General features: G+C 36.0%; 12 protein-coding genes and 1 pseudogene. 2 read left to right on the top strand and 11 right to left on the bottom strand.

From position 1 onward, the window contains the following. On the bottom strand, positions 1-1,425 hold the full coding sequence (locus tag ACFWDE_RS17030) for an amino acid permease (RefSeq protein ID WP_377893493.1): 1,425 nt from the start codon (positions 1,423-1,425) through the stop codon (positions 1-3). A 251-nt stretch (positions 1,426-1,676) separates the two neighbouring features. Here ACFWDE_RS17030 and ACFWDE_RS17025 point away from each other — a divergent pair, with 251 nt between their 5' ends. Next, on the top strand, positions 1,677-1,892 hold the full coding sequence (locus ACFWDE_RS17025) for a YflJ family protein (RefSeq protein ID WP_377893538.1): 216 nt from the start codon (positions 1,677-1,679) through the stop codon (positions 1,890-1,892). A 153-nt stretch (positions 1,893-2,045) separates the two neighbouring features. Here ACFWDE_RS17025 and ACFWDE_RS17020 read toward each other — a convergent pair whose 3' ends face one another. The 8 genes and pseudogenes from ACFWDE_RS17020 to ACFWDE_RS16985 all read right to left on the bottom strand — a co-directional run bounded on the left by ACFWDE_RS17020 (position 2,046) and on the right by ACFWDE_RS16985 (position 9,377). After that, positions 2,046-2,999, bottom strand: a complete 954-nt coding sequence (locus tag ACFWDE_RS17020; RefSeq protein ID WP_002087319.1) for a TRM11 family SAM-dependent methyltransferase — start codon at positions 2,997-2,999, stop codon at positions 2,046-2,048. A gap of 171 nt (positions 3,000-3,170) precedes the next feature. Then, positions 3,171-4,775 (bottom strand): N-acetylmuramoyl-L-alanine amidase, encoded by a 1,605-nt coding sequence (locus tag ACFWDE_RS17015; protein ID WP_377893491.1) that lies wholly within the window; start codon positions 4,773-4,775, stop codon positions 3,171-3,173. Positions 4,776-5,083: 308 nt separating this feature from the next. Continuing rightward, a complete protein-coding gene (locus tag ACFWDE_RS17010; RefSeq protein ID WP_377893489.1) occupies positions 5,084-6,133 on the bottom strand; it encodes a M42 family metallopeptidase in 1,050 nt (349 codons plus the stop codon). Positions 6,134-6,290: 157 nt separating this feature from the next. Further along, positions 6,291-6,617, bottom strand: coding sequence for a nucleoside triphosphate pyrophosphohydrolase (locus ACFWDE_RS17005; RefSeq protein WP_088035287.1), 327 nt, complete (start codon positions 6,615-6,617; stop codon positions 6,291-6,293). A 17-nt stretch (positions 6,618-6,634) separates the two neighbouring features. Beyond that, positions 6,635-6,949 carry a hypothetical protein gene (locus ACFWDE_RS17000; RefSeq protein WP_377893536.1) on the bottom strand — a complete coding sequence of 105 codons (315 nt, stop codon included), beginning with the start codon at positions 6,947-6,949 and terminating at the stop codon, positions 6,635-6,637. Between the two features lie 120 nt (positions 6,950-7,069). After that, complete coding sequence (locus ACFWDE_RS16995; protein WP_377893487.1) at positions 7,070-8,149, bottom strand: RNA-guided endonuclease InsQ/TnpB family protein; 1,080 nt, start codon at positions 8,147-8,149, stop codon at positions 7,070-7,072. A gap of 27 nt (positions 8,150-8,176) precedes the next feature. Next, positions 8,177-8,284 (bottom strand): annotated as a pseudogene (locus ACFWDE_RS16990) (IS200/IS605 family transposase); the annotation flags it as partial. A gap of 304 nt (positions 8,285-8,588) precedes the next feature. Beyond that, positions 8,589-9,377 carry an enoyl-CoA hydratase gene (locus ACFWDE_RS16985; RefSeq protein ID WP_377893485.1) on the bottom strand — a complete coding sequence of 263 codons (789 nt, stop codon included), beginning with the start codon at positions 9,375-9,377 and terminating at the stop codon, positions 8,589-8,591. Positions 9,378-9,705: 328 nt separating this feature from the next. Here ACFWDE_RS16985 and ACFWDE_RS16980 point away from each other — a divergent pair, with 328 nt between their 5' ends. Then, positions 9,706-11,100, top strand: coding sequence for an O-antigen ligase family protein (locus tag ACFWDE_RS16980; RefSeq protein ID WP_377893483.1), 1,395 nt, complete (start codon positions 9,706-9,708; stop codon positions 11,098-11,100). A 47-nt stretch (positions 11,101-11,147) separates the two neighbouring features. Here the strand turns inward: ACFWDE_RS16980 and ACFWDE_RS16975 are convergent, their stop codons facing one another. Beyond that, positions 11,148-13,010 carry an S-layer homology domain-containing protein gene (locus ACFWDE_RS16975; protein WP_377893482.1) on the bottom strand — a complete coding sequence of 621 codons (1,863 nt, stop codon included), beginning with the start codon at positions 13,008-13,010 and terminating at the stop codon, positions 11,148-11,150. A gap of 145 nt (positions 13,011-13,155) precedes the next feature. Then, positions 13,156-14,244, bottom strand: a complete 1,089-nt coding sequence (gene csaB / locus ACFWDE_RS16970; protein WP_002150264.1) for a polysaccharide pyruvyl transferase CsaB — start codon at positions 14,242-14,244, stop codon at positions 13,156-13,158. Positions 14,245-14,348 lie beyond the last annotated feature (104 nt).

Raw genomic sequence — 14,348 nt, 5'->3', positions numbered from 1 at the left:
TTATTTTTCTTCTAAGCTAACTTCCGCATCTTTTATCATCGTAAAATCATTCAATTTTTGCTTATCGAACTTTCTAACTCTTAAAAAATAACTTATTATTACTAGAATCGTAGCTAATAATGTCATGTAAAACTGCATCCGCATATCTGCTATAAATGCTTGTGAAATAAATATCGTAATAATCATTAAAAGCGTTGCATATGTGAGATAAGGGAATAACCACATTTTCACTTTTAGCTTCCCAGCCCCTTCTTGTTCCCTTTCTCGTCTTAACTTGACATGCGAAACAGCAACGAACATATACATAAGCATCGTTACCCCGCCTGAACTATTCGCTAAAAACGCGAACAGTTTATCAGGAGATATAAATTTCAACATCGCGCAAATAAATGCAAATACGATACTTGCATATATCGCTACAACCGGTGTCCCTCTACTATTTAACCGTGAGAAACTAGCCGGAGCATCACCTTTTTTAGCAAGTGAAAATAACATACGTGAACTCGTATATATACCTGAGTTCATAACGGAAAGTAGTGATAAAAATACAACACCATTCATAATTTCTGCGGCTGCAGGTACCCCTGCCATATTAAATAAACTTGCATACGGAAGTTTTAATAACTCCTTATCCGTCCACGGAATAAACATAACTAAAACTGTTACCGACCCTACGAAAAAAAGCATAAGGCGCCATACTACACTATTAATAGCTCGTATAACATTCTTCTCTGGATTTTCCGATTCCCCGGCTGCAATAGCGGCGACTTCACTTCCTGATAAAGAGAAAGAAATAAATACAACGCTCAGTAAGACAGGGACAATTCCATTCGGGAAGAAACCACCGTGTTCCGTAATAATAGCGAGACTCGGTCTCTCTACTCCTGGAACAAGTCCAAAAAACATCGAAACTCCTAAAATTAAAAACGCAACAATCGCCACAACTTTAATAAACGCTAACCAATATTCAAACTCACCGTACAATTTTACTGAATATACATTCGTCATCGTCATTAAAAGGACCATACATAAACTTGCTAACCATGCTGGAACCGAAGGGAACCAATTGTTAATCATCACGCCTAAAAGCACCGCTTCGATTGCGATAATAATGACCCAGTTAAACCAATATAACCACCCAATCGTATACCCTGCCCACGGCCCAATTGCTTTGTTCGCGTACGTTGCGAAAGAACCACTATCAGGATTTTCCGCTGCCATCTCTCCTAGCATCCGCATCACGAGCACAACCATTAAAGCGCCGATAATGTAGGACAAAATCGCTGCTGGACCCGTCGATTGAATAATCGTTCCACTTCCTACAAACAAACCGCCCCCGATAACACCGCCAATCGAAATCATCGTTATGTGCCGAGTTTTTAAATCCTTCTGTAACTCCTTTTTCTCTTTAGCCAAACAGTTCACCAACCCCTCCTACTTTTCTAGCAAAAATAAAAAGAGCCAGAAAAACAACGCATACAACTGCATTGAATTTTACTGCCCCTATCCTTATGGCTCGTCCTCCTGCTAAGGAAGTTCAAGTGGAAAGAAGTTGTTCCTCTATTCATTTTCAAAAAGGCATCCGGGCTTACAGAGAGGCTAATCACTGTCATCCGATAATAAGTTAATCATAATACAAGTAGACTGAATATTCAATGTTCATTTTCGTAAATTTCATGAATAAAAAAAGAAAATTCTCTCGCCCCAGCACATATACTGTTCAAAAGAAAAAAGGAAGTGATCCAATGTATTACGGAACGAAAGGCTGGTACGTAGCTGAGCTTAAAAAATTAGGTGTTCGCTATCATGAAGGACGAAAACTAGAAAGTTACCGCGGACACGTATTACGCAATTTATTAATCGCACAACAAGAGACAACGAAAGAAGAATAATTTGATATCGGCTGATTCTCTGAATATATCGGCGATTCGACATGGAATATCGACTTATCGCCAAATCCCTCCTTCCATTCCACCAACCAATCACACATCAAGCTACAATAATACAAACCAAAAAAGGTCACCCAAACGGGTGACCTTTCTTTCCTATTCACAAACAAGAATTTGTCTAGAAAATGATCCTTTTCTTGTGATACAGCGGTCTGTAATTTCAAATCCCGCTTCATGAATCATGTCGTCCATTGTTTCCATCGTTACAACGACTACTTTTTTTGCAATGCGGCGCGCACTTGACAGAATCGAGAGTTGATCTTCTGGTGTTGCGTGCGTAAATAGGTCGTACGGCATATCGATAATTGCGACGTCGTAGTTCTCAGTAAGTTCTTCAATCGGGCCATTTGTTACTGTTCCTTCAAACCCGAAATGTGCGATGTTTTTTCTCGTTCCAAGAACCACAAGTGGATTTATATCTCTACCAACGATGTTAATCCCCATAGAAAGTGCTTCTACTACTACTGTTCCAATACCGCAGCACGGGTCAATAGCTCGTACTCCCTCTGGGTTCGGTACAGCGATATTTGCGACAGCTCTAGCAACACGTGTGCTCAGTGATGTCGAGTAGCTATGCGGTTTTTTTATGTGATGATACCAAACCGGATCACTTTCTACATAGTGTCCGAAGTACCAACGTCCGCCAAGAGGAACAATCCCGAATGCACGCTCTGGATTACGAACGTCTGCTTCTCCTTCAATATGCATGCCGAGGTCTCGCTCAATAAGACGTCTGTCTCCATATTCAATTTTATTCTCTCCAACAAGGTCATTAATCTTAACGAAGATGACTTTGAACGTCGCTCCCGCCAAGTCAATTTGTTCCACTTGTTCCAAAATGCTTTCTAAGTCGTCCCCTTCATACATAACCTCAACGCGCTCTTTAATAAACGGACTTCTACTCGGAGCAATCTTGACTTCACTTTTCAAAATATTAACGTGAGACTCCATCCCAAAGAACGAGCGCATTTCCAAGTAACATAAAGCACGCTCCTCTTCGCGAAACGCATATGTATATATACATGCAGGTGTTTTACTATGATTATTCAATCTATGATCATCCTTTATCGTTTTAAATTGTTATGATTACAATTACTCGAATACTATTTATATAAAATTAAATGATATCACATGCCCGAAATAAAGAGAAACCTTTATAATTCGTTTCACAAATAAAAGAGACTGCCTATTGGCAATCTCTTTTACTATTATCTCTATTAATTAACGGAAAGAAGATACGTTGTTACCCGTTTCTTCGTAGTAATCTAAAATACCTTGATAAATAGCTTCCGCTGCACTTTGTCTCTGTGCTGGTGTAGCTAGTTTATCTGCATCACTTTTATTATCTACAAATGCTAATTCTGCTAATACAGCTGGCATTGTATTTTCTCTAATTACGTATAAATCGCCTTTTTTCACACCACGATCTTTTGTTCCCAGTGCATCTACAAGACGCTCTTGAATTTTTTCTGCTAGTAAACGACTTTCTGATACGTTAGGATTTGTTCCTCTTGCTGTCGCTGATTCATAGTAGAACGTTTCTGTACCTTGTCCATTTTTACTTTCCGTACCATTACCATGGATACTTACAAAGATATCCCCATTATTTTTTTGAGCAAATTCTACACGTTTCTTTAAAGAATCAGAAGCACTTGTTCCTGGACGTGTATCATCTGTACGAGTGAATAACACAGTAAATGGTGTCTTTTTCTCAAATGTTTTCTGTAATCGTAATGATACATCTAATACGGTTTGACTTTCTTTCTCATAATAACCTGGATTACCTGAATCCGCTCCACCATGACCTGGATCAATGATAATCGCTTTTCCTTCTAAGAAGTTACCTTGCTTCACTGGATTTAATTGGTTTTTATTAACCCATTGGAAACCAGCGCCCATGCGGATGCGAATCCAGCTGTCCTTCTCTTCAATAACAGTTACTTGTTGTGCGTTATGTGTTCCCATTACTTTTGAAGAAAAAGCTTCTGCATATGTAGTGAATCCTTCATTAATAGCTTCTGTTTTCTCTACTAAAGGTGTCCATTTATCACCGTTACTTGTTGCAATTTTGATCCATCCATCTCGCTCTTCTTTAATTTCAACCGTTTGTGGATTATGCTGATTTGCACTAATCCCAGAACCTAATGATGGTGCGTGATATGTAATGAATTTTCTATCTATGTACATTTTCTTTGTTTCTACTGGACGATCACTATTTTTGCTAAATTTATCTGTTTGCGCAGTAAGTTGAGCTGCTTGTTCACGCGTAATAGAATCATTCGGTTTCCAGCCATCCTCTGTACCTAAAGAAAGTTTTAATTCTACTAAAATATTAACTTCTTCTTTACCCCAATGATTTTCTAAATCAGCAAATTTTGTAGGCACTGGTCCTGTTACTTTGCTTTTCAAATTATATGCTCTTACAAGCATAGCTGCCATTTCAGCACGAGTTACTTTCCCTTCAGGATCAAATACTCCTGGTTCTCGCCCTTTAATAATATTCTCTTTTTCCATGGCTGCAATAAATGGGGCTGCCCAATTATTTTTTGCATCATTATAAGACGGCTTCGCGTTTGGATCTACTTTAGCACCAATTGCTGTTGCGATAATTTTTGCTGCCTGGGCACGTGTTAAATTTCCGTATGGCATAAAGTTACCATCTGGCATACCGTTAATTACATTTCTCTCTACTAAATAATAAATTGCGTCTTTCGACCACGCACTATCTGAAACATCAGGAAATTTCTTCGTTTCTGCTAAACTACTAATTGGATGTGCTAGTAAATTTGCTGCTAATAAGCCTGCGACTATTGCTTTGTACTTCATGAAAAATAAATCTCCTCTCAAAACTTCATATTCATGCAACTTTTTCAATCAATCTAACTAAAAAATATTAACTATCAATTAATTCCTTTCATAGTGTATAACATTATATATCTATAGTAAATACGTTTCCCGCCGTATAACGAAAATCGCATATATATAACTTGTAATGAATGTATATAAAGTAAAAAATTAGTCAGCCCGCAAATAGCGGGATAAAAAAGCGATTAGGACATGTCTCCTAATCGCTTCGCCAAATGAAAAGCTGATTAAAAATAGTATCTTTAATCAGCTCTCTATTATCTATGAAATTATTCTTCAATTAAATTAGACATTACATATGCATACACTAATGCTTCTGTATGAGCAATAGAACTTTCATGTGTACGTTCAAATGCGTGAGAAGAATCAATACCCGCTCCAATTAACGCATGTTTCACATCAAATCCCGCGTGAATCGCAGCTGATGCATCAGATCCGTAGTACGGATAAATATCTACTTTATATTCAATATTATTCGTTTTCGCAAGCTCTACTAAATGTTTACGTAAAGCGTAATGATACGGGCCGCTAGAGTCTTTTGCACAAATAGATACTGTATATTCGTCAGATGTTTGTCCATCACCTAACGCCCCCATATCAACTGCTAAATATTCAACAGTTTCTTCTGGAATATTAGAATTACCACCGTACCCAATTTCTTCATTATTCGAAATTAAGAAATGCGTTGTATATGGCAATGTTACCTTTTCATCTTGTAATCTCTTAATTAATTTCAATAAAATTGCTACACTTACTTTATCGTCTAAATGGCGTGATTTTATGTATCCGCTGTCCGTAATTTGAACGCGTGGATCAAATGAAACGAAGTCTCCTACTTCAATTCCTAACTCACGTACTGCATCTGCTGAAAAGACACGCTCATCAATACGCACTTCTATATTTTTCTCATCGCGCTTCGCTTCCCCTGCATCTTTGTACACATGGACAGATGTTTGATGCATTAAAATCGTCCCTGTATACGTCTTACCGCTTGACGTTTCAATTTCGCAATATTCCCCTTCTACAGAGTTCCAGCGAAATCCACCAATCATAGATAAGCGAAGACGACCGTCAGGCTTAATCTCTTTCACCATCGCACCTAGCGTATCAACATGTGCAGTTAATAGACGATGCTGATCATCATTTTTCCCTTTAACCGTTAAGATGAGAGCACCTTTATTATTACGCTTCGTCTCTACATTCCACTCACTTACATAGTTTTCAATAAAATTAATAATTTTCGCCGTATTTCCAGATGGACTTGGAATAGAGACAAGCTCTTTAATTAATTCCATCGTTTCTTTTACATGATGTGCCATTGTCGTTTCCTCCTCTTTTTTTCTACTATTTAGTATACAAAATTTACTATAAAACCTCTACCAATATAGTTTAATTTTCTAAATTATAATAAAATTCACTTTACCCTAATCTTAATGACAAAAAGCACAGCATTAACGCTGTGCTTTTTCTATAAAACTACTCTTCCGAAACGTCCATCAAATAAATCCCTCTTGTAAACCCGCCGCGCTCTTCTTCTTTCTGCTTACGAATACGCTCTACCTCTTCAATTGTTGCACCTTCTGCGCGAGCTAATGAAACAATAACTTCAAGTGCATCTGCAAGTGAATCTAACGCATGTTCACGATCTTTCATCGAAGCAAATTCACGAATTTCTTCTGTACCAATTTTCGCTAACGCTTGTATGTAAGCTTGTCCTGTTAATTTTTGTGCTGTATATGTTTTTCCAGACATTAAGATTTTCTCCGGGACACGATCTCTTACTAACCTGTTATAAGTTGACATCACTTATCCTCCTATTTTTAAAAACACCCGAGCTCTGCTTTATAGAAAAACCACTCTTTTTTCACACAAGCACTTAACATATCAATTCCTGATCCGTGCGCCCTTACTACCGGAAAGAAGTAATGCTCTGGTTCTTCTTTCTTATCGCCGTATAAGGTTTGATACTCATCAGGAATCGCCTCTTTTTTCACATCCCGTTCTTTCTTCACTTCACCAGAGAAAGCAACAGTTGGATGTCCTTCAAAGAATAATGCAGTCCGTACCGTAAGAGATGGTGTACTATGCAAAGCATAATATTTGAGACTCCCACGACTAAAGTCGCAAGCCCGAATTCTTACGGAATTACGGGTGGGATTCTTGAATGACTAAGCGTTCGCAGTCCATTTCTGTTTTGAACAGCCTTCAAGATGAGAGCATCTCATTGCCCCTCCTAAACCAGACCATATAGGTGCTTAGGCTGATTGACTGTTACCATCAATCACAGTTGCGTAGCGAATATTCATCGCCCCAACGATATCACGGTGTGTCTCAAACCCACATGGACACTTGTACTTTCTGTCTTGTGCCCTGTTCTTTTCAGCGCATTTCGGACAGCTTTGGCTTGTATAAGCAGGATTTACATATTCAACCTGAATATCAGCTAATATCGCTTTATATTCAATAAATTTTGACAAACGATAGAATGACCAAGTGTGTAGGTTTTTTTCGTTTTTACGGCTTGTTCTTGCCGTCTGTCTTATATTCGTTAATTGTTCTAATCGAATGACAGAAATATGATTTACAATCGCAAAATTAATGATTTCACGACTTATTTTGTGATCTTTATCTTGCATCCATCTTTGCTCTTTATCATCCATTCGCCGAATGGCATTTACTTTTTTGTCTTTTCCTAACTTTTTACGAACACTACGAAACTTACGCTTCCTATATTTGTTTTTCCTACCATTTCCAAAGAAACGAACCTTATCATCATCAGTGATTGCTACCGCGGGGACTTTGAGACCTAAGTCTACTCCTAAAATCTTCATCCCTGCCTTTTCATTTGTTGGAAGCGTGACAGATATTTGGGCCATCCATTTATTCGATTTCTTTGTGATACGAAGTGTACCTAATTTATATTTTAACAAATTCAAATTGCGATTGTTTTTATCGATTAATAAAGCGCGGACCTTTAAACGAGTGGACTTTCCATTTACCTTAAACGGGATTGAAATATGAGTGGCGTCAAATGAATAATTTTGATTGTTCCATATACAAACAGGCCTCTTTAAAATCGGAATGATTTTATAATGGCTTTTCTTTATTTTTGTAGCAAACAAACTTTTCGCGTCTTTGATTGCTTGATTCTTCACCGCACTTGGGATACTTGCTTCAATATTTTTCGTGCTTTTTTTCGTACTTTCTTTTGCTTCAACCATTTCTGATACAAGTGTATTTATGACTTTGATATATTCCTGACTACTTTGTTCTAATAAACGGATTTGTTCTTTTGTTGGGATCAATTTCACTTTCACTGTTAGGGTCTGTGACATACGTTTCATCCCCTTGGTGTTTAATTTTCAACATCTTTCATTTGATACATTTCTAGCAATAGAAACAAAATAAGAACGTGTCCATAAACTTTGCAACTATATGAGACGAGGCGATTTTTCTCTCAAACACTTTGAAACGTACTTCTATCATCATTGATTCTAGTTACAATTTATCATTTATTTTCAAAAAATCACAATAAAAAGCCCCGAAGAAACTACTTATGCTTTGGATACTTAAAGTACCACGAACCTTGCGATTTTTAGTGGCACTCCGTGTCCAACCTCACTTTCATCCCATGCCTAAAGGCGATGGGCTTTCTCGTTCCGGAAGGGCTGTAAGTAAAATAATAGAGACAACACCGACCATTTTCTTCATTTATTACTCCTTAAAAAAAGCGCTAACACAATTATACTAAAATGTGTTAGCACTTTCTTCCCTTTATTCTCCTTTAAATGCTGGTAAACGTTTTTCTAGAAAAGCAGCAATACCTTCTTTATGGTCCGCTGTTTGTCTCATCGCATATTGACCACGCTTTTCGAGCTGAAGCGTTTGTTCTAAATTAGAACGATTTACTTCACATAAAATTTGTTTCGTTTGAATCATCGCCTTGATTGGTTTGTGTAACCATTCATTAATTTTTTGCTTCACAGCCGTTTGGAAATTCTCACCGATTACTTCATCAATTAAACCGATATCTAGCGCTTCTGTCGCTGATAATTTCTTCCCTTCCCAAATGATCTTCTTCGTCATATTTTCACCGACGCGCTTTTGAAGGAAGAAATGGCCACCACCGTCTGGAATTAAAGCGATTCCAATAAAGTTCATCGCAATAACTGATGATATATCTGCCATGACATAATCAGCTGTTAATGCAATACTTAATCCAAGTCCAGCAGTTGGTCCATGAATTGCACTAATAACAAGCTTTGGCATCGTATATAACGTCACCACGATTTCAGAAATTGTATTCATGATGCCTTCAAACTTACTTTCATCATTACTTGAAAGCATTGATTTAATATCTCCACCCGCAGAAAAACCACGGCCACTTCCGCATAACACAACAACGTGAACGGAACTTTCCGCTACTTCTTTCAGCTTTTGTAATAACTCTTTTAACGTTGGTTCATCTAGTGCATTTAAAACCTCTGGGCGATTGACCATAACCGTTGCTACGCGCCCTTCATATTTCACAACAACAGATTCTGTTTTACTTGTTACTTCCATTATATATACCCCTCTTTTCCACATGAAGATTATACTTATATAATTATAGAAAGCATGTTAAAAATCCTTCTTTTTTCTTAATTTTCTGTCTAATATTCTCGTAATTTGTATATATCTCCGTATAAAACATCCAATTTCGTTAAAAAATATAGAAATTAAAGTCGGTTTATCAATATTTTTCATCTATTTACCATTACAATGAAATGGTGTATTCTTAATTTTGATGCGAAAAAATAAATATTGAAATTCATTCGCCTTATTATGTAAATAGGCTTTTATACACATCCCTTGGATGCTGAAATAAAGGAATGAAGAAATGGAGGAACATATGGTTACTAAGTTGAAACAAACGGATAACTACTTCCCGCATTTCCTATTGCTATTCATTGTGTTTCAACCAATTTTAGATTTATTAACATCTTTTTCAATCTATGTATTACACATGAGCGCAACAGTTGGAATCGTAGTCCGTTTCGCCTTTATGCTTCTTGCATTAGGTTATCTACTTCTTCATAGAAAACAACCTGGAGCGAAAAAGTACATTCTCTATTTATGTCTACTCGGGATTGTACTCACAATTGGCCTTGTAAATAATTTGATGGTCAAATCCCCAGTTTCATTTGGCGAGGAAGTTAAATTTATTTTAAAAAGTATATATCCAATTGTGCTACTGTTTGGATATATTATCGTATTTAAAGAGTTGAAAAATAAAGAATATGCGTTTCATAAAATCATTACATATTTCTTATATGCAACTTTAATTTTCAGCATCACACTGATTGTTGCAATGCAAACTGGTACAGATTTCCCAAGTTACCCTCACTCAAAGATCGGTTCAAGAGGTTGGTTCTTTGCTGGAAATGATTTAAGTTCTATTTTTGCAATTATGTTCCCAATCATTGTCTTATATTCAATTCATAAAACAACTTCTTTCTCGAAAATCTATTACTGGATTCCAACAATACTTGCGATGTATGCAAGTATTATGGTCGGAACGAAAGTAGGATATGGTGCAATTGTTCTAACGCTTGGCGTGGCACTTTTATTCTCATTCATTGAATATATGGTTCATCGCAAAAAAGAAGGTAAAGGATTCACATATCTCGTAAATACAGTTGTTGCCGCTATTGTTTTAGGGGGTTTAATTGCACTTACACCACATACTCCTATTGCAAAAAATATGGGCATCCACATGCAAATATACGAATACAAAAAATCAGTACAAGAAGAAAAAGATAGAAAAGAAGGAAAAGTAATTAAAGAAGACCCGGGCGAAGCAAAAAAACACGCAAAAGGTGAGCTAACAGACTCTGAGGTCAAAAGTTTAATTTACAGTGATCGCGATAAGTTTTTAAAAGTATATAAACAATACTATAAAGACGCACCACTATCACAAAAATTATTCGGAATGGGCTATGCTGGTAACTATACTGATAAAATTAAGTTAATTGAAATGGACTTCCATGACCTATTTTTCGCCTTTGGAATTGTCGGTTTCCTTATTTACTTAATACCACTTCTATACTTTGGTATTAAATTATTCATCCGCATGATCACAAACTTTAAGAAAATCATAACCGTAAAGTATATGCTATTAGCGAGCACACTCATTCTATCACTTGGCATTGGCTTTATGTCTGGCCACGTATTAACAGCGCCAGCCGTTAGTATTTTCTTCGTTGTTATACTCGCTTATATCATTGTTGATTTTGAAATTGAATAAAAAAGAAGGTGCTACGAAAAGTCAGTAGCACCTTCTTTCTTATTTAATTAATGTTTTACGTATTCTAAACTTTCTTTTGCGATATACGCTTCAGTTACAGTAGGATTATCTGAAATAACTTTAACCCATGCTTTTCCATTTATTATTTCTTCACCAGTAACTGTGACAACTGCATTTGTATTTAAACGATACAGTCGCTCATTTGATATACTAGGATTCTTTTTCACTTCCACATTATTCATCACACGTGCAAGTTTATACTTGTTGTATTCTTTTTTACCTAAATAAGAATCAAAACGATTCATATGCCCAGCTACTTTTTTACCCCAGTTCGCATCAGATGCATATTTCGCATTTAAACCAGCAGCTTTATCACCTGTATATGTTGCTGTATAACGCCAATGTCCTGGATTTAAATATCCTTCATTCATGTATACTTTTGCTGCATGTTCAATACAATCTTCTTTTGAATTAAATGCTTCTCCATTACCATATGGACTATCGTCTGTTGCTTTTAAACCAAATAAATTATTTTTGTCTTTTGCAAGAGCGCTTGTTCCATAGTAACTCTCATGAATTGCTAATGAATATAAGAATAATGCATTTACATTATACTTACTTTCTACTTCTTTAAATTTCTTTCCTAAACCAATTAATGGAGAGTCTGGCTTAATCGATTTCACATAACTATCTAGTTGTTCAGCTGTATAATCTGTTTTCGAACGTAATGATAAATAATTGAAATATTGATAGAAAGTTTCGTCTCCAAATGTCTTTCCATCTACACTATACATTTGCTGTCCTTGCTTCATGAAAGAAGGTGCCACACCATATCTAAATTCTGTATATCCAGGTGAACTTGTATTATATGTATAATATTTATGGTATAAATATCCATCTGATTTCACATAATAAGACGACTGTTTCATTTCATTTGTAGGAATTAAATTGATTTCATTCTTCTTCACATAACCTGTTAAATCAGAAAGTTGAACTTTCACACGATCTTCGCCAACTTCTAACACTTTCAATTCTGTTCCATACTGAATATACGTATATACTGCTGACAATTTCTCATCATAAATATTAATGATGTTTTGCCCAGTTATTCTCTTCGCACTTGCAAAACCATCTTTAATCCATAAAAATTCATTCTCGTATTTTACCGCATTAATACCTTTATTTTGAGCAGCCGTAACCGCTTCTTTATACGTACTATAGCGCTCTACTTCTTGCTCTGTTCCGTTTTCTCTTACATTTGTCACGACATATTTCTTAGTTTCTACAGGATTGTCATTTCCATTTTTTTCAATCGTCTGAAGCATGCGATCCAACATAGCTGAAGCCATACCTCTTGTAGCTGATAAATGTGGTCTAAATGTATTATCTTCTGGATACCCTTTAATAATTTGAGTAGCCACCATAACTTGTACATGCTCTTTATAGTTAATACTATCTTTATCAGTAAAGGTAAGCGGACTTACAGCTATTTTAATATTTTTATAGTCTAACGCTCGCTTTACCATTATCGACATTTCTTCACGTGTAATCACATCATTTGGTGAGAACGTCTCGTTAGTACGACCATTAATAATTTTCGCTCCATATGCTCTACTTACACCATCATATAAACCGTAAGTCTTCGGCACATCCTCGAAATTCGAATCAGCTTTCGGTAAATCTAAAGCCCTTGCTATGAATGTAGCAAACTCTGCTCTTGTTACTAATTTATCAGGCGCATATACATTCTCACCATACCCCATTAAAACTCCTTTAGTAATAAGTGAACGCATATGAGTCTCAAACATATGTCCTGTAATATCATCATTTGCCGCATAACTTGAAATAGGAGTTAAAAGTAATGATCCCGTTAACGCCACTGCTGTTATACCTTTTGAAAAAGTCTTCACGGTTGTCCTCCTCGTAATCTACGAATTTATTATCACAAATTTGATTATATAATAATCACAATCAAATTAGCATAATAAATAGAAATTAACATAAAACGTTTTTATAATTAGAATTTTCGTTAAATTCCACACAAAAAAAGACACTTTACTTTTTTAATAAAGTGTCTTTTTCCATATAATCAATGAGTTTCTTTGTTGCCTGTTCGCCTTGCAAGCAAAGCTCATCTATTGTCAATTGTAACTCTTGCTGCACAGTTCCTTGTTGCATTAATTGCTTTTTCGCAATTTCATATAAATACTCAGCACTCCATTCGCCATCCACACTTCCTATAACTGGCTGATTCACTTGACTTAAAAACGAATCAATTTTTGGATCGTACGAAATCCCGACCATTGGAGTTTTGGCTACAGCAGAAAAAACAAGTGCATGAAGACGCATACCAATTAATAGTGAACATTGTGATAAAATGAATATTTTCTCGTCAATATCCATTTTATATGGAAGCATATAGGTCTCTTCTCCCATTAAATCTACTACTTCACGTGAAGCTTTTTGATCAAATGGCTCATGCATTGGAACAAATAAAATTTGGTATCCTTCTTGCTTTAATTTTTTTAATGCCATAGCTAATTTTTTTATATAATCTTCTTTTGCATTCCAATAACGCACACTAACCGCGATTACTTTTCCATGTATCGAATGCTTTTGTAACCAATCCGATTGTTTTGTCCGTTTCCATGTTAAAACAGGATCTGGAACAATTTCAATATCGTTTTTTATGCCAAGTCCTTTTAAATATAAAAACGAATCCTCATCTCGAACGGATACATAGGAAGCTTTTGACAAGTTCCATTTTACTAATAGACGATTATATCCTTTTGTAATTGGCCCTATTCCTTGTGAATAAATATAATATGGCTTTTTTAATAATCGAGCGAGTCCCATAATACCCGTATAATATAAAATACTCTTCGTACTTGTCTGATCTTGAAGAAGGCTCCCGCCACCGCTAATAACTCCATCACTGTTTTTTATCGCATGATAAACAGCTTTTATATCCCAACGATCTACCGATTCTACACCATACATTTCCTTTGTATATTTAGAATCATTTGATAGTACTACTAGTTCTATATCCGGGTTCTCTTTACTTAACGATTCAATAATTGATTGTAAAATCGCTTCGTCTCCAACATTATAAAAACCATAATATCCTGATAAAACTAAACGCACCCTAAATCTCCTCCAAAACTAGGTAACCGTTTATTTCATCTCGCATAAACTGGTAACCATTCCTTACCTAAACACTCGATACCCTACATCGTTTCCTCTTTATC

Origin of the sequence: Bacillus sp. NPDC060175 (assembly GCF_042728695.1) — a bacterium.
Classification (GTDB): Bacteria; Bacillota; Bacilli; order Bacillales; family Bacillaceae_G; genus Bacillus_A.
This window is presented reverse-complemented; position numbering and strand designations above follow the sequence as displayed.

Bases quoted from the DNA above. Each gene is read 5' to 3' on its own strand.
- ACFWDE_RS17015 (WP_377893491.1), bottom strand. From the start codon at position 4,775: ATGAAGTACAAAGCAATAGTCGCAGGCTTATTAGCAGCAAATTTACTA.
- ACFWDE_RS17025 (WP_377893538.1), top strand. From the start codon at position 1,677: ATGAATAAAAAAAGAAAATTCTCTCGCCCCAGCACATATACTGTTCAA.
- ACFWDE_RS16995 (WP_377893487.1), bottom strand. From the start codon at position 8,149: ATGTCACAGACCCTAACAGTGAAAGTGAAATTGATCCCAACAAAAGAA.
- ACFWDE_RS17005 (WP_088035287.1), bottom strand. From the start codon at position 6,617: ATGTCAACTTATAACAGGTTAGTAAGAGATCGTGTCCCGGAGAAAATC.
- ACFWDE_RS16985 (WP_377893485.1), bottom strand. From the start codon at position 9,377: ATGGAAGTAACAAGTAAAACAGAATCTGTTGTTGTGAAATATGAAGGG.
- ACFWDE_RS16980 (WP_377893483.1), top strand. From the start codon at position 9,706: ATGGTTACTAAGTTGAAACAAACGGATAACTACTTCCCGCATTTCCTA.
- ACFWDE_RS17010 (WP_377893489.1), bottom strand. From the start codon at position 6,133: ATGGCACATCATGTAAAAGAAACGATGGAATTAATTAAAGAGCTTGTC.